The 20419-nt window shown below is 56.3% G+C and carries 18 protein-coding genes; 13 read left to right on the plus strand and 5 right to left on the minus strand.

Annotated features, from left to right (window positions below):
• Positions 1 to 169: 169 nt before the first annotated feature.
• Positions 170 to 805, minus strand: a complete 636-nt coding sequence (locus tag HV355_RS19085; protein ID WP_228864651.1) for a hypothetical protein — start codon at positions 803 to 805, stop codon at positions 170 to 172.
• A gap of 184 nt (positions 806 to 989) precedes the next feature.
• Positions 990 to 1652, minus strand: a complete 663-nt coding sequence (locus HV355_RS19090) for a hypothetical protein (protein ID WP_249420879.1) — start codon at positions 1650 to 1652, stop codon at positions 990 to 992.
• Between the two features lie 835 nt (positions 1653 to 2487).
• Between HV355_RS19090 and HV355_RS19095 the strand changes: the two genes are divergently transcribed.
• The 7 genes from HV355_RS19095 to HV355_RS19125 are packed head-to-tail and all read left to right on the plus strand — an operon-like array spanning position 2488 to position 10262.
• Positions 2488 to 3207 (plus strand): FCD domain-containing protein, encoded by a 720-nt coding sequence (locus HV355_RS19095; RefSeq protein WP_182403053.1) that lies wholly within the window; start codon positions 2488 to 2490, stop codon positions 3205 to 3207.
• Positions 3204 to 4217 (plus strand): ABC transporter ATP-binding protein, encoded by a 1014-nt coding sequence (locus HV355_RS19100; RefSeq protein WP_120159498.1) that lies wholly within the window; start codon positions 3204 to 3206, stop codon positions 4215 to 4217. Before HV355_RS19095 ends, HV355_RS19100 begins: the two co-directional genes overlap by 4 nt.
• Positions 4214 to 5296, plus strand: a complete 1083-nt coding sequence (locus tag HV355_RS19105; protein WP_108415649.1) for an oligopeptide/dipeptide ABC transporter ATP-binding protein — start codon at positions 4214 to 4216, stop codon at positions 5294 to 5296. The genes HV355_RS19100 and HV355_RS19105 overlap by 4 nt, the downstream gene beginning before the upstream one ends.
• A gap of 2 nt (positions 5297 to 5298) precedes the next feature.
• Entirely contained in the window at positions 5299 to 6813 is a 1515-nt protein-coding gene (locus HV355_RS19110; protein ID WP_174340777.1) for an ABC transporter substrate-binding protein, read from the plus strand.
• Positions 6814 to 6831: 18 nt separating this feature from the next.
• On the plus strand, positions 6832 to 7773 hold the full coding sequence (locus HV355_RS19115; protein WP_008500268.1) for an ABC transporter permease: 942 nt from the start codon (positions 6832 to 6834) through the stop codon (positions 7771 to 7773).
• A gap of 2 nt (positions 7774 to 7775) precedes the next feature.
• On the plus strand, positions 7776 to 8651 hold the full coding sequence (locus tag HV355_RS19120; RefSeq protein ID WP_063431376.1) for an ABC transporter permease: 876 nt from the start codon (positions 7776 to 7778) through the stop codon (positions 8649 to 8651).
• 9 nt (positions 8652 to 8660) lie between these two features.
• Entirely contained in the window at positions 8661 to 10262 is a 1602-nt protein-coding gene (locus HV355_RS19125) for a gamma-glutamyltransferase family protein (protein WP_182403176.1), read from the plus strand.
• An 85-nt stretch (positions 10263 to 10347) separates the two neighbouring features.
• Here the strand turns inward: HV355_RS19125 and HV355_RS19130 are convergent, their stop codons facing one another.
• Both HV355_RS19130 and fadE read right to left on the minus strand, forming a co-directional pair.
• A complete protein-coding gene (locus HV355_RS19130) occupies positions 10348 to 11118 on the minus strand; it encodes an amidohydrolase (protein ID WP_182403055.1) in 771 nt (256 codons plus the stop codon).
• Between the two features lie 108 nt (positions 11119 to 11226).
• Positions 11227 to 13671 carry an acyl-CoA dehydrogenase FadE gene (gene fadE / locus HV355_RS19135; RefSeq protein ID WP_100167170.1) on the minus strand — a complete coding sequence of 815 codons (2445 nt, stop codon included), beginning with the start codon at positions 13669 to 13671 and terminating at the stop codon, positions 11227 to 11229.
• 239 nt (positions 13672 to 13910) lie between these two features.
• Between fadE and lpcA the strand changes: the two genes are divergently transcribed.
• Together lpcA and HV355_RS19145 are read left to right on the plus strand one after the other, a co-directional pair.
• Complete coding sequence (gene lpcA / locus HV355_RS19140) at positions 13911 to 14489, plus strand: D-sedoheptulose 7-phosphate isomerase (RefSeq protein WP_010427884.1); 579 nt, start codon at positions 13911 to 13913, stop codon at positions 14487 to 14489.
• Between the two features lie 150 nt (positions 14490 to 14639).
• Positions 14640 to 15407, plus strand: a complete 768-nt coding sequence (locus HV355_RS19145) for a class II glutamine amidotransferase (protein ID WP_010427885.1) — start codon at positions 14640 to 14642, stop codon at positions 15405 to 15407.
• Here HV355_RS19145 and dpaA read toward each other — a convergent pair.
• Positions 15378 to 16118: a peptidoglycan meso-diaminopimelic acid protein amidase gene (dpaA, locus tag HV355_RS19150; protein WP_174340776.1), complete on the minus strand. Its 741-nt coding sequence runs from the start codon at positions 16116 to 16118 to the stop codon at positions 15378 to 15380. The genes HV355_RS19145 and dpaA overlap by 30 nt on opposite strands.
• Positions 16119 to 16417: 299 nt before the next feature.
• On the opposite strand from dpaA, the gene HV355_RS19155 reads away from it, so the two are divergent.
• Genes HV355_RS19155 through HV355_RS19170 form a run of 4 tightly spaced genes read left to right on the plus strand, consistent with a single transcriptional unit; the run spans position 16418 to position 20417 of the window.
• Entirely contained in the window at positions 16418 to 17761 is a 1344-nt protein-coding gene (locus tag HV355_RS19155; RefSeq protein WP_182403056.1) for a Na(+)-translocating NADH-quinone reductase subunit A, read from the plus strand.
• A gap of 2 nt (positions 17762 to 17763) precedes the next feature.
• Positions 17764 to 18999: an NADH:ubiquinone reductase (Na(+)-transporting) subunit B gene (locus HV355_RS19160; protein WP_120159506.1), complete on the plus strand. Its 1236-nt coding sequence runs from the start codon at positions 17764 to 17766 to the stop codon at positions 18997 to 18999.
• A complete protein-coding gene (locus HV355_RS19165) occupies positions 18992 to 19786 on the plus strand; it encodes a Na(+)-translocating NADH-quinone reductase subunit C (protein ID WP_182403057.1) in 795 nt (264 codons plus the stop codon). The genes HV355_RS19160 and HV355_RS19165 overlap by 8 nt, the downstream gene beginning before the upstream one ends.
• Positions 19779 to 20417 (plus strand): NADH:ubiquinone reductase (Na(+)-transporting) subunit D, encoded by a 639-nt coding sequence (locus HV355_RS19170; protein ID WP_014882676.1) that lies wholly within the window; start codon positions 19779 to 19781, stop codon positions 20415 to 20417. The genes HV355_RS19165 and HV355_RS19170 overlap by 8 nt, the downstream gene beginning before the upstream one ends.
• Positions 20418 to 20419 lie beyond the last annotated feature (2 nt).

Raw genomic sequence — 20419 nt, forward strand, 5'->3', positions numbered from 1 at the left:
ATCCATGAATACGATGAGTGGTAGCGGATTGTTTATGCTGAAAATACAAGCGCTGGCAATATCTTAGTGTATGAGTTAAGCATCAGGCACACAATAAGGATAAGTAACCACTCGCTTAGGAATAATTTACATCTCGGCAGGTAAATGTCTGCTTCCTGCGTATTACTATTCAACTGGCAAGTCTTGATATGGGAACGCCAAGTTTATTCTCTATACGTATTTTCATGGCGTAGATATTTTTTACGTTAGTCGCATTTTTCATGGCGATTTTTTTTGGCAGTTGTCCCTTATACAATTCAGCAAAAAGCGCGTATTCATTTGTACTTAACTTTGCCTTTTTCTCCGAGGGGCGTGTGATCTTGCCCATAAAGGATTGATTAATCTTGGTTTTGATATCTTCTGTCACATCATCATGAAAAATGACCGCGCTGATGACCGTTTCGCTCGTGTCGTTGTAAAACCAGTAGTGCGCGATAGCGGCCATTTTTTTATCCGTGATTAAAATCAATCTGGAGTTTTTAAACTGACTTAACCAGTTGTTTGTTAAGAAGTAATTTATGTTTTTATAGTTAAAGTCAATAACCACAATAGGCTGTGAAATCACTTTTGAATTAATATTGCTAAAATATTGCAGCAGTCCCTCAATCAGGAATGAGTTATTCTCTGGCCAAATGTAAAATTCTACACCGGTACACTCTACATTCTTTTTTGTTTGTACAGATGTATAGACGCATTTATTCACGCATCCATAGCAGCGCATTGCGTTGTTGTGGTGTTCAATATTATTAATAATCACTCTATCCATTAAGTTAAACGCAGTGCGTCCATATTATAAATATTAAATTTGATATAATATATCAACATTCATCTTAAAATTGCATTACGGATGAAAACGGGTAGCAGTAAGATTACTCGCGGTCGTACCAGGAATTTTCGACAGCGAGTATTTTACTGCATGATGCCATGCCAGCCGTTTTTTTCAGTATACGTCAGCTTGCGAGTCGCGTAATTGACACACCCAGCTTGCGTTCGATTCTGTTTTTCATCGCATAGGTGTTCTTGACACTGGTTCCGTTTCGGTATGCGATTTTCTTGGGCGTCCATCCGTTGAAAAGAAACGCAAACAGACTGTATTCATTCTGGCTCAGTTTTGGCCTGCTGCCTGCGGGCTTAATCGTTTTCGCGAGGAAGGTTTTCTGCAGTTTTGTTGCCACCTCCTCGGCCGTGTCGTCGTAAAAGATCACCGAACTTATCGTCGTGTCGGACGTGTCGTTGTAAAACCAGTAATGGGCAATGGCGGTCATCTTCTTATCGGTGACAAGAATCAGTCTCATGTTCTTGAACTGATCCAGCCAGTTGTCTGACAGGAAGTAATTGATGTTTTTATGGCTAAAATCAATAATCACCACAGGCTGAGTAATGTATTTATCATTTACGTCAGTGAAATAATGACGAATGCCTTCAACAAGAAAACTATTATTGTCAGGCCAGATGTAATACTCAAGACCCGAGCACTCTTTAATTTCATGCAGTGCGGAATTGTCAAAATGACATTTTTTATCACAACCATAGCAATGCATAGATGGCGTATGACAGACGGGCAGTCTATCAGTGGAAGATAAATAGATTGGGTTGTTAGTCGCACTGTACATATTTTACCTCACACGCACTGAATCGATACATTAATAATGAGAAGATGTTTAGCGAAATTGCTTTCGTTCTTTAGGAATAATCATACAGACCACCAGGTAAAATTCTTAATTAAATAATATGAATTGTCACTCTGGTACTCTTATTAAGATTTAAATCCATTAAAAACAGTTAGTTATGTGTTTTCTTAAATGGAAATGTGACATGTGAAATGTTTATTTAGCGTTGTGGTTGTTGTCGTTTTGTTGATTTTTTATGATGCGCTCTTTACGTCGTGGAATGTATGTTGAGATATCGGAAATATCGACCGTTACGTCCCTGGACTTTATTAACTAAAGTAATCAGAGTTGATATTTTAAATATCTGAAATGGTCTGTTGGCAAAAATAAAAAAATAGAATAATGACAAGCGTATTTTAATGACCGGGATCGGCGAAAGAAGAGGGTGAAGATATCAATAAAGAAGAGGGTGAAGATATCAATAATGAGAACGCTCGCCCTTAGGGGGCAAAGTTGCGCATATGACATAACCGTTGGTTAACACAATAAAAACAATTTAGGTGCATAAAATTAACAATTGATCGTTTTTGGTGCATATGTTGCACTATTTTTGTGCATTCCCTGGCATGTATGCGTGTTGGCGTGTGTCTGTGCCCGACCGAATCGATTAAAATAATATATTAAAAATCATCACCTTAATTTTACCCCTGTCATTTGTATTTGAACCAATGGCGAATTGGTTCGTTTATTGCTTAATCATTAGCACGATAAGTAGCGCGTCATATCAATAACTTATCGTTAATAAAAATAAAGTCATGATGAAAGCGAGCGAACCAATATGGAAAAAACGTCACGGTTTCTGGCCAATTCCAGCACCGCGCTTGAGCAGCTGCGCGGGTTAATCAACCAGCATGAGTCAACACCAGGCATTCCGCTGCCCACGGAACGTGAGCTGTCGGATACTCTCGGCGTAGGGCGACGTGAAGTCCGTCGTGCGCTGGACGTGCTGGAAGAAGAGGGGCGTATCTGGCGAAAGCAGGGGAAAGGGACCTTTATTGGCCCGGCAGCTCCTGTTGAACCGCTGGCCCTTCAGGGATTGGTTCAGCAGACTAACCTGCTGGAAGTGATGGAAGCTCGTCTACAGCTTGAACCCGGCTTAGCCCGGCTTGCGGCACTGCGTGCCACCAGGGAAAACCTCGCGCTCATGCAGCGCATGCTGGAACGCATTGATAAGGTCAGCCCGGATGACCGCGATCTCAACGAACTGTGGGATAGCGCCTTTCATCGCGCCATTGCCGAAGCCGCAGGCAACCGCCTGATGCTCGGGCTTTTTGATGCGATTGATGCCGTCCGCCGGGAACCCGGCTGGCAGCATCTGCGTGAACTTGCCCGCACGCCTGAACGTGTCGACAGCTACAACGACCACCATCACAAGATCATGTCCGCGATTATCCATCGTCAGCCTAATGAAGCCGCCGCCGCGATGCGCGAGCACCTGCTCAGCCTGCAGGCCGCGCTGATTCAGGCGATCCACCTTGAGGACGATTTCACGCTATGACGACCCTACCCTTTAAGGACGCCACGCCCGTATTGCGGCTGAATAATCTCAACGTCAGGTTTTCCGGCTCGCCGGTGAGCGTGCTTGACGGCATTTCCCTGACGGTCAAAGCGGGCGAAACGCTGGCGCTGGTGGGGGAGTCCGGCTGCGGAAAAAGTATCACCTCATTAGCGCTGATGGGGTTACTGCCCGCCAGCGCGCAGATTGTCAGCGGTGAGATGCAGTTTCGTCGTCATGACCTGCGCAAGCTCTCGCCGCGGGAATATGCCGATCTGCGCGGCAGCGAGCTGGCGATGATTTTCCAGGAGCCCATGACCTCGCTCAATCCGGCGTTTACGCTGGGCGATCAGCTCAGCGAAGCGGTCATACGCCACCAGAACGTTTCGCGCGCCGAGGCGATGAAGGTCGCGCTGCAGATCCTCGAGAAGGTGCAGATCCCGGCGGCAGAGATGCGCCTCAGAGCCTATCCGCATCAGCTCTCCGGCGGTATGCGCCAGCGGGTGATGATTGCGATGGCGCTGATTAACCACCCTAAACTGCTGATTGCTGATGAGCCCACCACCGCGCTCGACGTCACCATTCAGGCGCAAATCCTCGCCTTGCTCAACACCCTGAAAGCGGAAACCGGCACGGCGGTGCTGATGATCACCCACGATTTAGGCGTGGTGGCGGAAGTCGCCCAGCAGGTCGCGGTGATGTATGCCGGGCAGGTGGTGGAGCAGGGCAGCGTCGAGGCGATATTCGCCGACCCGCAGCACCCGTACACCATCGGCCTGATGGGCTCGATTCCTTCTCTTGGGGCGCGTAAAGGGCAACTCTCCACCATTCCCGGCGCGGTACCGCTGCCGGAATCCATGCCTGAAGGCTGCCGTTTCGCAACGCGCTGCCCGTTTGCTCAGACGCGCTGCCACGCTGAAAAACCGCAGCTTACTACGCTCGGCGCGGGCCATCAGGTTGCCTGCTTCCGCGTGCCGCTCGAACAGCACATTGCCCTGGGAGAAATCGCATGACCATCCCCATTCTTGAAGCCCGCGACCTGAGTAAACGCTTCCCCGGTCCGAAAAAGCTCTTTGCCCCGGCACGCTTTGTCACGGCGGTCGATCGCGTCTCACTTTCGGTGATGCCGGGCGAAACGCTGGCGATTGTCGGCGAGTCCGGCTCCGGGAAATCTACCCTCGGACGTCTGCTGCTGCGCCTGCTGGCCGCCAGCGAAGGGCGCGTGTTTTATCAGGGGGAGGAGATCACCGACGCCTCCGGTGCCCGTCTTAACCAGCTCCGGCGCGAGCTGCAGATTATCTTTCAGGATCCCTTCGCCTCGCTGAACCCGCGCATGACGGTGGAGCAGATTGTCGGTGAGCCGCTGTGGCTGCATCAGAACATGAAAAAAGCGGACCGCCAGTATCGCGTCGCCGAACTGCTTAAAACTGTTGGTCTGCCTGCCGCCTGGGCCGGGCGTTACCCGCACGAGTTTTCCGGCGGTCAGCGCCAGCGTATCGGCATCGCGCGCGCGCTGGCCTCGGGGCCGAAGCTGCTGCTGGGTGACGAGCCGGTATCCGCGCTGGACGTCTCCGTTCAGGCGCAGGTGGTCAACCTGCTGGAAAGCCTGAAGCACCAGCTGGGGCTGACGATGGTGATTGTCGCCCACGGTCTGGCGGTGATCCGCCATATGAGCGACCGCGTGGCGGTCATGTACCTTGGGCAAATCGTTGAGCTTGCCACCGTCGATGAGATTTTTGACGCACCGCTGCACCCCTATACCCAGGCGCTGATTGCGTCTGCACCGCAGATGCAGCCGGGCGTTGAGCGCGATGCGCCGCTGCTGCAGGGGGATCTGCCCAACCCGGCCAGTCCGCCGTCCGGCTGCCGTTTCCACACCCGCTGCCCGTACGTTACCGATGAATGTCGCCAGGTCGAGCCGATTAATCAGGTGCTCGACGGGGGCCGTCAGGTTGCCTGCCACCGCTGGCAGGAAATTAACCGCGATCGCAGCGTTATCCAGATTGCTCCGCCATCCGCCGCTTTTCTGCGCCGCCGCGCGCTGTTTGAACACGCGGCCACTCACTCGTCCCTTCCTTCAAGGAACTCATGATAATGACAATGCGTAATTCTCTTTTGACCGTACTGGGAAGTGTTATGTTGCTTGGCGCGGCGCTGCCCGCCCATTCTGAAAGCGTGCTGCGAATCGGTCTGGGCGCTGACCCGGACATGCTCGACCCGCATCTGGCGCGCACCTACTATGGCCGCTTCGTCTTTGCCTCTCTCTGCGACAGGCTGGTGGACGTGGATGAAAACCTGAAGGTTGTCCCCGGTCTGGCTAAAGACTGGGCGTGGAGCGAGGACGGTAAAACCCTGACGCTCAATCTGCGAGACGGGGTCACCTTCCACGACGGTGAGAAATTCGATGCCGCCGCCGCAAAATACAACCTCGACCGCGCCCTGACCCTGAAAGGCTCCCTGCGTAAAAGCGAGATCTCGTCGGTGGAGTCGGTAGAGGTCACCGGCCCGATGCAGATTGCGCTGCACCTGAAAACGCCGGATGCCGCGCTGCTGATGCAGCTCACCGACCGCGCGGGCGCGATGATGGCCCCCGAGGCGGCGAAAAAGCCTGACTTTGCCGCCCATCCGGTTTGTTCCGGCCCGTACAAGTTCGACAGCCGCGTGTCCCAGGACCGCATCGTTCTGACCCGTTTCGACAACTACTGGAACAAAGGTGCTTACCACTTCGACAAAATTATCTATCTGCCGATCCCGGATGCCTCCGTGCGCCTCGCGAACCTCCGTGCGGGCGATCTTGATCTGACCGAAGGCATCGCCGCCAGCGACGTTAAAACCGTCGAAGCCGACAGCAAGCTGGTGCTGGCGAAGGTGACCGGTCTGGGCTATCAGGGCATCACCTTCAATATCAACAACGGCAAGGTACCGGCGAACGATCCGTTTAAGGACGCTCGCGTGCGCGAGGCGTTTTCTCAGGCCATCGACCGCGATGCGTTAAACCAGGTGGTCTTTGAGGGGCTCTACACCCCGGCCAACCAGGCGTTTTCACCGGTCAGCCCGTATCACGTTAACCTGCCGGTCCCGCCGCGTGACGTCGACAAAGCCAAAGCGCTGCTGAAAGCGGCAGGCATCACCGCACCGCTGACCGTCAACCTGCTGGTGCCAAACAACCCAACCTCGCAGCAGGTGGGTCAGGTATTGCAGGCGATGGTCGCCGAAGCCGGTTTCACCCTGAACCTGCAAATGACCGAATTTGCCACGCTGCTGGATCGCCAGCAGAGCGGTGACTATCAGCTGAGCTTCTCCGGCTGGTCGGGACGCCCGGATCCGGACGGCAGCATCTACGGCTTTATCAATAGCAAAGGCACGCTTAACGACGGCCGCTACAGCAACGCGCAGGTTGATGAATGGCTGACCCAGGCGCGCCAGAGCACCGACCAGACCGCACGCCAGCCGCTGTACGACAAGGTGGTGAAGCAGCTCCAGACCGATATGCCGATTGCCTACCTCTACTTTGAGCCGCGCATTTTTGGCCTGAACAAAAGCGTGCAGGGCTTTAAGCCGTACCCGGACGGCATCGTGCGTCTGGCCGGTTTGACGCTGGCGAAATAAACGTCCTGAGGAGAACCCATGCTGGAACTGATTTGCAAACGTCTGCTGCTGGCCGTCCCGACGCTATTGCTGGTGAGCATGATGGTGTTCGGGCTGCAAAAGCTGCTGCCCGGCGACCCGCTGATCGCCATGGCCGGGGAGGAGCGCGATCCGGCCGTCATCGCCCAGCTGCGCGCGGAGCTGAACCTCGATGCGCCGATCCCCGTGCAGTATTTTCACTGGCTGACGCGGGCGCTGCAGGGCGATCTGGGCGTCTCCTTACGCACGCACGAACCGGTGACGCAGCTGATCGCCAGCAAGCTGCCGGTTACGCTGGAGCTGTCGCTGCTGGCGATGATTATCGCGCTGGTGTTTGGCATCAGCATGGGGATCCTCGCGGCGGTGAACAAAAACAGCTGGGTCGATCACGGGGCGAACTTCGTGGCGATCTCGGGGATCTCGATCCCGCACTTCTGGCTGGGGATCCTGCTGATTCTGGTCTTTTCGGTGAACCTGCAGTGGCTGCCTGCCTCCGGCTACGTGCCGTTCAGTGAAGATCCGCTCCAGAACCTGCGCACGCTGCTGCTGCCCGCATCCGTGCTCGGAACGGGGCTCGCGGCAACGCTGATGCGCCACACCCGTGCCTCGATGATTGCGGTACTGAAGGCGGACTACATCCGCACCGCGCGGGCGAAAGGGCTGCTGCCGAAGGCGGTGATCCTAAAGCACGCGTTCCGCAACGCGCTGGTGCCGGTGATCACCCTCACCACGCTGCTGTTCGGCGAGCTGCTGGGCGGCGCGGTGCTGACCGAGCAGGTCTTCACCATTCCGGGCTTCGGCAAGATGATCGTCGACTCGGTATTTAACCGTGACTACGCGGTGGTGCAGGGCGTGGTGCTGATCGTGGCGATTGGCTTCCTCATGCTCAACCTGCTGGCCGACGTGCTCTACGTCCTTATCAACCCGAAAATGCGAGGTTAACCATGGCGGAACTGACAACGCAAACCGTTGCCCCCGCGCTGCCGCGCGCGCAGAACCGGGTGCTGAAGAAATTCCTCGGCAATAAAAGCGCGGTGATTGGCGCGGTGGTCGTGGGGTTCTTTGTGCTGGTGGCGCTGCTGGCACCGTGGATTGCCCCGTTCGACCCGGTTAAAGCCAACTTTCTGGCGGTGCGCAAAGCGCCGTCGGCGATGTACTGGTTCGGCACCGACGAGCTGGGGCGCGACATTTTATCCCGCATTATCTGGGGGGCGCGCACCTCGCTGATGGCGGGCTGTATGTCGGTGGTGATTGCGGTGGTTATCGGCGTGCCGCTGGGGCTGGTGGCGGGCTACTTCCAGAAGATGTGGGACGGGGTGATCTCGCGCTTTATCGAGGCGCTGCTGGCCTGTCCGTTCCTGATCATGGCGATCGCGCTGGGGGCATTTTTGGGCCCGAGCCTGACCAACGCGATGATCGCCATCGGTCTTTCGGCGATGCCGATCTTCGCCCGCCTGACGCGCGGCCAGGTGATCGCCATTCGCAACGAAGAGTACATCGACGGCGCGCGGGCGATTGGCCTGCCGGATCGCTGGATCATCATTAAATACGTCCTGCCAAACGTGATGTCACCGATCCTGGTGCAGGCCACGCTGGCGATTGCCTCGGCGATTATCGCCGAAGCCAGCCTGTCGTTTTTAGGGCTGGGACAGCAGCCGCCCAATCCGTCCTGGGGGTCCATGCTCAATACCGCGAAAGGGTTTCTTGAGCAGGCGCCGTGGATGTCCGTGTTCCCCGGCGTGGCGATTTTCCTTGCCGTGCAGGGCTTTAATTTACTCGGCGACGGGCTGCGCGATGCGCTCGATCCGCGCCACGACTAAGGAGTCATGATGACCAAAGCGCTTGATTTTACGTCCGGTTACGCTTCACGACGCCCGCCGATGCTGGGCCATAACGCGGTTGCGACATCGCAGCCGCTGGCGGCACAGGCAGGTATGAAGATGCTGCAGCTGGGCGGGAATGCTGTAGATGCGGCCATTGCCACCGCGATGGCGCTGACGGTGGTTGAGCCGACCGGCAACGGGATCGGCAGCGACGCCTTTGCCATCGTCTGGGACGGTGAAAAGCTGCACGGTCTGAACGCGTCCGGTCGTTCGCCTGCGAGCTGGCATGCGGATCTGTTTGCCGGTAAAACCGCAGTGCCGGAAATCGGCTGGGACGCGGTGACCGTGCCGGGGGCGGTATCCGGCTGGGTCGCGCTGGCGGAACGCTTCGGCACGCTGCCGCTGACCACGCTGGCGCAGCCCGCAATTGACTATGCGCGCAACGGCTTCCCGGTCTCCCCGCTGATTGGCCATCTCTGGCAGCGCGGCTATAACAAGCTGAAGGATCAGCCGGGCTTCAGCGCCTGCTTCGCGCCGGAAGGCCGCGCCCCGCGCGTGGGGGAAATCTTCCGTAACCCGGCGCAGGCGAATTCGCTGGAGCTGATTGCGAAAACCAACGGCGACGCCTTTTACCGCGGCGAGCTGGCGCAGAAAATTGCCGCCTTTGCTAAAGAGCACGGCGCGCACCTGACGGCTGAGGATCTGGCAAACCACCGCGTGGACTGGGTTGAGCTGCTGTCGCGCGACTTCGCGGGCGGTTCGGTGCAGGAGCTGCCGCCAAACGGCCAGGGGATCGCCACGCTGATTGCGCTCGGCATTCTGGAGCAGTGCGGCATTGAGAAGCATCACCCGGATTCCGTGCAGTCTCTTCATCTCTCCATCGAGGCGATGAAGCTGGCGCTGGCGGATCTCGACCGCTACGTGGCGGATGAAGAACACATGGCGTTCGCGGCAAAAGAGCTGCTGAGCGACCCTTATCTGAAGTCGCGCGCGGCGCTTATCGATCACGATAAGGCCTCTGATTTTGTCTACGGCTCCCCGACGCAGAGCGGCACGGTCTACATCAGCACCGCCGACGCCAGCGGGATGATGGTCTCGTTTATTCAGTCCAACTATATGGGCTTTGGATCAGGCATTGTGGTGCCGGACACCGGGATCAGCCTGCAAAACCGGGGCTGCGGGTTTGTGCTGGATCCACATCACCCGAACGCGCTGGCGGGCAGCAAGCGTCCGTTCCACACCATCATTCCGGGCTTTGCGATGGACGGCAACGGCCAGCCGCTGATGTCCTTTGGCGTGATGGGCGGCCCGATGCAGGCGCAGGGGCACATGCAGATGGCGCTGCGCATTATGCTGCACGGACAAAACCCGCAGGCGGCGATTGACGCCCCGCGCTGGCGCGTGGTGCAGGGCAGGGAGGTGATCGTTGAATCAACGTTCGATCGCAATACGATTGCCGCGCTGCGCGAACGCGGGCATCAGATCGTGGTGGATGATCCGCTTCAGGATTATAACTTTGGCGGTGCGCAGGTGATCTATCGCCTGCCGGAAGGGCACTACGTGGCCGCGACGGAAAGCCGCAAAGACGGGCAGGCGTTGGTGAGTTAATTAACGCCCGGTGGCGCTGCGCTGACCGGGCCTACGCTGTGCTCTATGTAGGCCGGGTAAGGCGTAGCCGCCACCCGGCTTTTTTTCACCCAATACTGAACGGATCCGCATCCTGCCATGCCGGAAACTTCTCCCGGTACTCCTGCAACGCCGTCAACGACAGCTCCGCATCAATGCGCGTCGCCTGGTGCGGCTCGGCGGTGGCAATAATCTCGCCCTGTGGATTCACCACCCGGCTGTCGCCGCGGTAGTGATGCCCGTTGCCGTCCGTGCCCACGCGGTTACAGCCCACCACGTACGCCTGGTTCTCAATCGCGCGTGCCGCCAGCAGCGTCTGCCAGTGCAGGGAGCGCGGCGCGGGCCAGTTGGCGACATACAGCGCCAGATCGTAATCGTTGCGGTTGCGCGACCACACCGGGAAGCGCAGGTCGTAGCAGACCAGCGGCAAAATACGCCAGCCGCGCCACTCGAACACTACGCGTTCGTGACCCGCTTCATAGTGATGGTGCTCATCCGCCATGCGGAACAGGTGGCGTTTGTCATAAAAATGCACTTTCCCTTCCGGCTCCACCAGCAGGAAGCGGTTCACCGGTCCGCGTTCGGTTTGTAGCGCGGCGCTACCGGCAATGAGCGCGTTGGTCTCCTGCGCTTTGGTCTGCATCCAGGCGACCACCTCGTCCTGAGGCATCGACTGTTTCGCCGCTTCCATGGCAAAACCTGTAGTGAACATCTCCGGCAGGACAATCACATCACGCCCGGTAATCTCTTCCAGTTGACGATCAAAGTGGCGCAGGTTGGCGGGGCCATCCATCCACACTAAAGGTTGCTGCAAAATCGAAATCTTCAAACCAGGCACGATACAGACTCCTCAAAAGACCGCTTTTTGACACTGTAGCACGTCATTACGAGAAAATGTGGCAATAAAAAACCCCGCTCAGGGCGGGGTTTGTCAGAGCGAAACGCGTTACGCTGCTTCAGGTTTGCGGTGCTTCTCCGGGAGCTTTACCGGCTGCGTCGCCAGCTCGTCCGGTTCGAAATCATCCACGTTAATACTGCGCAGACGGCTCTCTTCGGCTTTCACCAGCAGAGCGGCTTCATCTTTATTGATAATGCCACCGGCCAGCGCCTGTTTTGCCAGTTCGTCCAGACGGGTAAACGGCAGGTTTTTGCCCAGCTGTTTACAGATCTTCTGGTGAATCGGATCGGCGGCCATCACGTCCAGCAGCGCCTCTTCTAGCAGACCCACCGGGTTATGCGGCGTCGGCTCAAGATACTGACCACGACCGATACGCGAGCGGGTTGCGCTCGGTACCTGCAGGATCTTCGCTACCTTGTGGTCCAGCTTGTCGGACGGTGCCAGGTGGTGACGTCCGGTTGGGAAGATCACCGCACGCAGGGCACCCGCCACGAAGCGGTTCGGGAAGTTCGCCAGCAGGTCGTCAATCGCCTGTTCAGCCTGATACATCGCATCCTGCACGCCCCAGTGCACCAGCGGCAGATCCGCTTCCTGACGGCCTTCGTCGTCGTAGCGTTTCAGGACCGCAGAGGCCAGGAAGATCTGGCTCAGCACATCGCCCAGACGGGCGGAGATACGTTCGCGACGCTTCAGGCTACCGCCCAGCACCGCCATGGAGACGTCAGACAGCAGAGCCAGGTTGGCACTCAGTCGGTTCAGATGCTGGTAGTAACGTTTGGTCGCATCGCCGGTTGGCGTCGCGCTAGTGAGGCCGCGCGTCAGGCCCAGCCAGAAGCTGCGCACCTTGTTGCTGCCCACGTGACCGATATGTTTGAACAGCAGCTTATCGAAGGCATCCACGTCGTTGTTCTGCGCAGCGGCCATCTCTTCCAGTACGTACGGATGGCAGCGAATTGCGCCCTGACCGAAGATCATCATGCTGCGGGTCAGGATGTTTGCCCCTTCCACGGTGATGGCAATCGGTGCGCCCTGATAGCCGCGCGCCAGGAAGTTGCCTTCGCCGAGCATAATGCCTTTACCGCCTGCGATATCCATTGCGTCAATGATCGACTGCTGCGCGCGGTGGGTACAGTGGTACTTCACAATCGCGGATAGCACGGCCGGTTTTTCGCCCAGCATAATGCCGTAGGTAATCAGAGAAGCAGCGGCATCCATCACGTAGGCATTGCCCGCGATACGCGCCAGCGGCTCTTCGATACCTTCCATCTTGCCGATGGAGATTTTGAACTGACGGCGGATGTGGGCGTACGCACCAATCCCCATCGCTACCGACTTCAGACCGCCGGTTGAGTTCGACGGCAGGGTAATGCCGCGGCCCACCGACAGACATTCCACCAGCATACGCCAGCCCTGACCGGCCATTTTCGGACCGCCGATGATGTAGTCAATCGGCACGAAGATATCCTGGCCGCGGGTTGGACCGTTCTGGAACGGCACGTTCAGCGGGAAGTGACGACGACCAATTTCAACACCTGGGGTAGAGGTTGGGATCAGCGCACAGGTAATGCCCAGATCTTCATCGCCGCCCAGCAGTTTTTCCGGGTCAGAGAGCTTAAAGGCCAGACCCAGTACGGTGGCGATAGGCGCCAGGGTGATATAACGCTTGTTCCAGGTCAGGCGCATGCCAAGCACCTGTTCACCCTGCCATTCGCCCATGCAGACCACGCCGGTATCCGGGATCGCGCCTGCATCGGAGCCCGCTTCCGGGCTGGTCAGCGCGAAGCAAGGGATTTCCTGACCGCGTGCCAGACGCGGCAGGTAGTGATCTTTCTGCTCTTCGGTACCGTAATGCTGAAGCAGTTCGCCCGGGCCTAAGGAGTTAGGCACGCCAACGGTAATCGCCAGGATCCCGGAAACGCCCGCCAGCTTTTGCAGGACGCGAGCCTGAGCGTAGGCGGAGAACTCCAGACCGCCGTACTCTTTCTTGATGATCATCGCGAAGAAGCGATGTTCTTTCAGATACGCCCACAGCTCTGGCGGCAGATCGGCCATTTCATGGGTGATGGCAAAGTCGTTTGCCATGCGGCACGCTTCTTCCACCGGGCCGTCAATAAAGGCCTGTTCTTCAGCGGTCAGACGCGGCTGCGGATAGTTGTGCAGCTTTTTCCAGTCAGGATTGCCCTGGAACAGATCGCCTTCCCACCAGGTGGTGCCCGCATCAATCGCTTCTTTCTCAGTGCGTGACATTGGCGGCATCACTTTGCGGAAGCCTTTGAACACCGGCGCGGAGATCATCGACTTACGCATCGGTGCCAGGTTAAACGGCAGAAGAATGATGGCAAGAGGGACTAAAAGCCAGATATTCCAGAGGCCTGCGACGCCAAGCGCAGCCGTCCAGGCCAGAAGAATCAGGCTGCTCAGGAATAAACTTACGCGGTGATAGAACAGCACACCGAGCAGTACAACGGTTGCGAGAATGCTCAAAATCATCATAAAGAAAAGCTCCCTTGCTTGTAGGAGGTCTGACCACTTGTGATGATATGGTTGTAGTTGATGTAAATTCCTTTAGCAATGTGTTTACAAAATAATTACAACCTGGTTCACATTGTTCGCGTTTTCGTCGGCACGAAAAAACAAAACGCCGGACGATTCGCATGGCTTTAGCTTCTCGCTTTTGACGCTATCCGGTACACTCCACTGTGTTATTTCATCAATACTGAAGGATTATCCTCATGTACCAGGATCTTATTCGTAACGAACTGAACGAAGCGGCGGAAACGCTGGCGAACTTTCTGAAAGATGATGCCAATATTCACGCTATTCAGCGCGCAGCGGTCCTGCTGGCCGACAGCTTCAAAGCCGGTGGCAAAGTGCTCTCCTGCGGTAACGGTGGCTCCCACTGTGACGCCATGCACTTCGCCGAAGAGCTGACCGGACGCTATCGCGAAAACCGTCCGGGCTACCCGGCGATTGCGATTTCCGACGTGAGCCACATCTCCTGCGTAGGCAACGACTTCGGTTACGACCACATCTTCTCCCGCTACGTTGAAGCGGTAGGCCGTGAAGGCGACGTGCTGCTGGGGATTTCGACCTCTGGCAACTCCGGTAACGTGATCAAAGCGATCGCCGCCGCGCGTGAAAAAGGGATGAAAGTCATCACCCTGACAGGTAAAGATGGCGGTAAGATGGACGGTACAGCGGACGTTGAAATCCGCGTTCCGCACTTCGGTTATGCTGACCGTATTCAGGAAATTCACATCAAAGTGATCCATATCCTGATCCAACTGATCGAAAAAGAGATGGTTAAGTAAGAAGGCTATTTTATTTGCCATTTTGAATCCGGGCAGTGCTCGAAATCCTCACGTACTACGTGTACGCTCCGGTTTCTGCGCGCTGTCCGAATCCAAACTGGCTGCAATAATTACGCCTTCCCGCGTTAAGGCGTTTTGTGGAGGTGTTGTATGTGCGAACTGCTCGGGATGAGCGCTAATGTGCCAACCGATATCTGCTTTAGTTTCACCGGGCTGGTTCAGCGCGGTGGAGGAACCGGGCCGCATAAAGACGGCTGGGGCATCACCTTCTACGAAGGCAAAGGGTGTCGCACGTTCAAAGATCCACAGCCCAGCTTCAACTCACCGATTGCCAAACTGGTGCAGGACTACCCCATCAAGTCCCGCTCGGTGATCGCCCACATTCGTCAGGCAAACCGCGGCGAAGTGGCGCTGGAAAATACCCATCCGTTTACCCGTGAACTGTGGGGCCGTAACTGGACCTACGCGCACAACGGGCAGCTTACGGGCTATAAGTCGCTGGAGACGGGCAACTTCCGCCCGGTCGGCGAAACGGACAGCGAAAAAGCCTTCTGCTGGCTGCTGCACAAGCTGACGGAGCGCTATCCGCGCACGCCCGGCAACATGGCCGCCGTGTTCAAATATATCGCGACGCTGGCGTCTGAACTGCGTGAAAAAGGCGTGTTCAACATGCTGCTTTCTGACGGGCGCTATGTGATGGCGTTCTGCTCAACGAATCTGTTCTGGATCACCCGCCGCGCGCCGTTTGGCGTTGCGACGCTGCTCGATCAGGATGTGGAGATAGACTTTCAGAAGGAGACCACACCGAACGATGTGGTCACTGTTATCGCAACGCAGCCGCTGACGGGCAACGAAACCTGGCAAAAGATTATGCCAGGCGAGTGGGTGCTATTTTGTCTCGGGGACCGTGTAATTTGACGCCAGCTGCGGGTGGACGACTTCGTGGCTCAGCGGCTTGCTGACCACGTAACGACCATCGACGATAGAGACCACCGGTGGCTTGCGGGTCTGCTCAAAGTAGTCGTAACCTGGCTTCAGCTGTTTCCAGAAATCCGCGTAGTAGGAGTACTTATGACGCGCCATGTTGGCGTCCGTCATGCGGAACGGATAGATGCTGACCTGTACGTTAGGCTGCCCAAAGACCAGCGCGCCCGTGACGAACTGGAAAATCTCATCAATGCCGGAGTCGGTCATCGCATAACAGCCGACAGACACGCAGGCACCGTGGATCATCAGGTATTTACCTTCATAACCGTGTGCACGGTCATAGGCATTCGGGAAGCCAATGTTAATGGCTTTATAGAAGCGGCTGTCAGGTTTTAGCTGACTACGCTGAACATTGTAAAACCCTTCCGGACTTTTGAAATCGCCCTGACGCTGTTTTGGCCCCAGACCACCGGAGTAGTTACAAATTTTGTAACTATCAAGCAGCTGATATGTCTCGCCCATTTTCACAAACAGATCGAGAGTGCGTTCTTCCTTGAAGATTTGAATATAAACCGGGGATCCCATCAGCTGTTGTTTATATTCTTTGCTAACCGGTGTCGTTGAGCTATTACTGCTGAGCAGTCCGGCAAACGACATGCACGGCATCAGAAGCATCGCAATGAACAATGCGATTTTACGCATACTACTAGTTCCTTGATAAAACCATGACCAAATTGCCAGGACGGCAAAAGAGACCCGAAATCAGATTAATCTGGACAGGAGCGCTCACATTAGCACCGATAAAGATTTTCGCAAGAGCCAACCTTTGTGTTTACAAATTAGTTTTACTTTATAACCCATTCAAATCGCCCTGACTCCAGGAACTTTGCGTAATAGCTCGCATTTTGGCACGCCAGGAGGCGGATCTTCTGCCCCCTCAGGGACGAAAATGGTACACTTCACCCCCTCTGGATTGTTGTTCATGGATACCTGCTAACTACATGTTTAGAATAAGAAAAGGACTTGATCTGCCTATTTCCGGTGTGCCCGATCAGCATGTCGCACAAGGGGCCAGCGTTCGCCATGTCGCTATTTTGGGCGACGATTATGTGGGGATGCGCCCGGCGATGCTGGTGCAAGAGGGCGATCGCGTCATAAAAGGCCAGGCGCTCTTCGAGGATAAAAAAAATCCGGGCGTCTTGTTTACGGCCCCGGCCAGCGGCACCGTTGTGGCGATTCATCGCGGTGAACGCCGCGTGCTGCAATCCGTTGTGATCCGTCTTGAAGGCGATGAGCAGCGCGAGTTTGCGCGTTTTGATGTGGCCGACCTCGCGACACTCAGCCGCGAATCCGTGCAGGCGCAGCTGCTGGCGTCGGGGTTGTGGACGTCATTTCGCACCCGCCCCTTTAGCAAGTCACCGGTTCCGGGAACCGTACCGGCGGCTATTTTCGTTACCGCCATCGACACCAATCCGCTCAGTGCGGATCCGCAGCCTATTATCCTGGCGCATCGCAAGGCGTTTGATGCCGGGTTGACCCTTTTAACGCGTCTGACGCCCGGGAAGGTCCATGTCTGCCAGGCGAGCGGCGGCAAGCTGGGCGGCCATCCGCAGGGGCAGGTAACGTTTAATGAATTTGCTGGCCCGCATCCGGCGGGGCTGGTTGGCACACACATCCATTTCCTTGAACCGGTGAGTCTGGCAAAACAGGTCTGGCATCTGAATTATCAGGACGTGATTGCCATAGGTATGCTCTTTACCACGGGTGAGCTGTGTGCAGAACGCACGATCGCCATTGGTGGACCGCAGGCGACAAACCCACGTCTGGTGAAGACGCTACAAGGTGCAGATATCAATGAGCTGCTGACCGATGAAACAAAAGCGGGTGAAAACCGCCTGATTTCCGGTTCAGTACTCAGTGGCCGTCATGCCGTTGGCGCGCAGGCTTATCTGGGGCGCTTCCATCTGCAGGTGAGCATCGTTCAGGAAGGGCGTGAGAAAGAGCTGTTCGGCTGGGTTCTGCCTGGTGCAGAAAAATACTCCGTAACCCGCACCACGCTGGGTCACTTCCTGCGCCATAAGCTTTTCAACTTCTCCACCAGCACCCACGGCGGTGAGCGTGCGATGGTACCCATTGGTAACTACGAGCGCGTGATGCCGCTGGATATTCTGCCTACCGTGCTGCTGCGCGATCTCCTCGCTGGCGATACCGACGGTGCGCAGGCGCTGGGCTGCCTGGAGCTGGACGAAGAAGATCTGGCGCTCTGTACCTATGTGTGTCCAGGCAAATACGAATACGGACCCGTATTGCGCGAGGTGTTAACCCGCATTGAGCAGGAAGGATAACGATGGGCTTAAAACACCTCTTTGAAAAAATTGAGCCGCACTTTACCGAAGGGAAGCTCAAAAAGTACTACCCGCTGTATGAAGCGACAACGACCATTTTCTACACGCCGGGGCTGGTGACGAAAGGGGCGGCGCACGTGCGCGACGCCATCGATCTCAAGCGAATGATGATCCTGGTGTGGTTTGCGGTCTTCCCGGCCATGTTCTGGGGCATGTACAACGTCGGCTTGCAGACCATTCCGGCACTGCACCACATGTACGATGCACAGCAACTGGCGCAGGTGATCCAGTCCGACTGGCATTACCGCCTGGCGCAGTCGCTGGGGGTAAGCTTTGCGGCCGACGCGGGCTGGCTGAGTATGATGACGCTGGGCGCGGTCTTCTTCCTGCCAATCTATATCACGGTCTTTATCGTGGGCGGCTTCTGGGAAGTGCTGTTTGCCATTATTCGCAAACATGAGATCAACGAAGGCTTCTTCGTGACCTCTATTCTGTTTGCCCTGATTGTTCCCCCGACGCTGCCGCTCTGGCAGGCGGCGCTGGGCATCAGTTTCGGCGTGGTGATTGCCAAAGAGATCTTCGGCGGCACCGGGCGTAACTTCCTCAACCCGGCGCTGGCGGGGCGCGCGTTCCTGTTCTTTGCTTACCCGGCACAGATCTCCGGCGACCTGGTGTGGACGGCAGCCGACGGTTTCTCCGGCGCGACGCCGCTTTCCCAGTGGGCGGCAGGCGGCGGCGAAACGTTGGTTAACAATGCTACCGGCCAGCCGGTCACCTGGTTCGATGCCTTTATAGGCAACATTCCGGGTTCCATCGGGGAAGTCTCTACGCTGATGATTTTGCTTGGTGGCGCAATCATTCTGTTTGGTCGTGTGGCCTCCTGGCGCATCGTCGCAGGCGTCATGCTCGGCATGGTGCTTACCGCCACGCTGTTCAATCTCATTGGTTCAAGCACTAACCCGATGTTCTCCATGCCGTGGTACTGGCACCTGGTGCTGGGAGGCTTTGCGTTTGGCATGATGTTCATGGCGACCGATCCCGTCTCGGCGTCGTTTACCGATAAGGGTAAATGGAGCTACGGCGTGCTGATCGGCGTGATGTGTGTCCTGATTCGCGTGGTCAACCCGGCCTATCCGGAAGGGATGATGTTGGCCATTCTGTTTGCCAACCTGTTTGCACCGCTGTTCGACTATCTGGTCGTGCGTGCCAACATTAAGCGGAGGAAGGCGCGTGGCTGAGGTTAAAAATAACGACAGCATCAGCAAAACGCTGCTGGTGGTGCTGGTACTGTGTCTGGTCTGTTCCATTGTGGTTGCGGGGTCTGCCGTGGGGTTAAAACCGCTGCAGCAGGAGCAACGCGCGCTGGATAAACAGCGTAACATTCTCGCCGTGGCCGGGCTGATGCAGAAAGGCATGACGAAGGACGACGTCGCAGACGTGTTTGCCGAACGTATTACCGCGCGGCTGGTGGATCTAAAAACCGGTGAGCTGATGGATAAAGACCCGGCGAAGTATAACCAGGCGCTGGCGCTGAAAGATCCGCAGATGAGCACCGTGCTTGACGCATCGCAGGATCCGGCAGGTATAAAGCGCCGCAGCAACATTGCGGAGATCTACCTGGTGCGTGACGAACAACAGCGCGTGCAGGAAGTGGTTTTGCCAATCTACGGTAACGGGCTGTGGTCAATGATGTACGCCTTTGTGGCACTGGATACCGATGGCCGCACGGTCAAAGGCATTACCTATTACGATCAGGGCGAAACGCCGGGGCTGGGTGGCGAAGTGGAAAACCCTAACTGGCGCGCGCAGTTTGTCGGCAAAAAAGTGCTCGACGATAACGGCCAGCCTGCTCTGAGAGTGGTGAAAGGGGGGGCGCGTCCCGGGGATGAATTCGCCGTTGACGGCCTTTCAGGGGCGACGCTCACCTCAAACGGGGTGCAGCACAGTTTTGATTTCTGGATGGGCGAACTTGGCTTTGGTCCTTTCCTGAAAAACGTACGTGAAGGAGCGCTGAATAATGGCTGATACGGGTGAACTGAAAGAAGTCAAAAAGGTGCTCATTGGCCCGCTGCTCGCCAATAACCCGATCACGCTGCAGGTGCTGGGTGTCTGCTCAGCCCTGGCGGTGACGACCAAGCTGGAAACGGCGGTGGTGATGACGCTGGCGGTCACGCTGGTTACGGCGTTTTCCAGCATGTTTATCTCGATGATCCGCCACCACATCCCCAACAGCGTGAGGATCATCGTGCAGATGGCGATCATCGCCTCGCTGGTGATCGTGGTCGATCAACTGCTGCGCGCTTTTGCCTACGAAACATCAAAACAGCTTTCGGTGTTTGTCGGGTTGATTATCACCAACTGTATCGTGATGGGCCGCGCAGAGGCTTACGCCATGAAGATGCCGCCACTCGCGAGTTTTATGGACGGTATCGGCAACGGCCTCGGCTACGGCGTGATCCTCCTGACGGTAGGGTTCCTGCGCGAGCTGATTGGCAGCGGCAAGCTGTTTGGCATCACGGTGCTGGACACGGTGCAGAACGGCGGCTGGTATCTGCCGAACGGCTTGTTCCTGCTCGCGCCAAGCGCATTTTTCATTATCGGTTTGCTGATCTGGCTGATTCGTACGTTGAAGCCTGAACAGCAGGAAAAGGAGTAACC

Source organism: Enterobacter sp. RHBSTW-01064 (assembly GCF_014103035.1).
Classification (GTDB): domain Bacteria; phylum Pseudomonadota; class Gammaproteobacteria; order Enterobacterales; family Enterobacteriaceae; genus Enterobacter; species Enterobacter mori.

What these genes read in the sequence shown, in the direction of transcription:
- HV355_RS19085 (WP_228864651.1), bottom strand. Translation starts at nt 805, where the DNA reads ATGGATAGAGTGATTATTAATAATATTGAACACCACAACAACGCAATG.
- HV355_RS19090 (WP_249420879.1), bottom strand. Translation starts at nt 1,652, where the DNA reads ATGTACAGTGCGACTAACAACCCAATCTATTTATCTTCCACTGATAGA.
- HV355_RS19095 (WP_182403053.1), top strand. Translation starts at nt 2,488, where the DNA reads ATGGAAAAAACGTCACGGTTTCTGGCCAATTCCAGCACCGCGCTTGAG.
- HV355_RS19100 (WP_120159498.1), top strand. Translation starts at nt 3,204, where the DNA reads ATGACGACCCTACCCTTTAAGGACGCCACGCCCGTATTGCGGCTGAAT.
- HV355_RS19105 (WP_108415649.1), top strand. Translation starts at nt 4,214, where the DNA reads ATGACCATCCCCATTCTTGAAGCCCGCGACCTGAGTAAACGCTTCCCC.
- HV355_RS19110 (WP_174340777.1), top strand. Translation starts at nt 5,299, where the DNA reads ATGACAATGCGTAATTCTCTTTTGACCGTACTGGGAAGTGTTATGTTG.
- HV355_RS19115 (WP_008500268.1), top strand. Translation starts at nt 6,832, where the DNA reads ATGCTGGAACTGATTTGCAAACGTCTGCTGCTGGCCGTCCCGACGCTA.
- HV355_RS19120 (WP_063431376.1), top strand. Translation starts at nt 7,776, where the DNA reads ATGGCGGAACTGACAACGCAAACCGTTGCCCCCGCGCTGCCGCGCGCG.
- HV355_RS19125 (WP_182403176.1), top strand. Translation starts at nt 8,661, where the DNA reads ATGACCAAAGCGCTTGATTTTACGTCCGGTTACGCTTCACGACGCCCG.
- fadE (WP_100167170.1), bottom strand. Translation starts at nt 13,671, where the DNA reads ATGATGATTTTGAGCATTCTCGCAACCGTTGTACTGCTCGGTGTGCTG.
- lpcA (WP_010427884.1), top strand. Translation starts at nt 13,911, where the DNA reads ATGTACCAGGATCTTATTCGTAACGAACTGAACGAAGCGGCGGAAACG.
- HV355_RS19145 (WP_010427885.1), top strand. Translation starts at nt 14,640, where the DNA reads ATGTGCGAACTGCTCGGGATGAGCGCTAATGTGCCAACCGATATCTGC.
- dpaA (WP_174340776.1), bottom strand. Translation starts at nt 16,118, where the DNA reads ATGCGTAAAATCGCATTGTTCATTGCGATGCTTCTGATGCCGTGCATG.
- HV355_RS19155 (WP_182403056.1), top strand. Translation starts at nt 16,418, where the DNA reads ATGTTTAGAATAAGAAAAGGACTTGATCTGCCTATTTCCGGTGTGCCC.
- HV355_RS19160 (WP_120159506.1), top strand. Translation starts at nt 17,764, where the DNA reads ATGGGCTTAAAACACCTCTTTGAAAAAATTGAGCCGCACTTTACCGAA.
- HV355_RS19170 (WP_014882676.1), top strand. Translation starts at nt 19,779, where the DNA reads ATGGCTGATACGGGTGAACTGAAAGAAGTCAAAAAGGTGCTCATTGGC.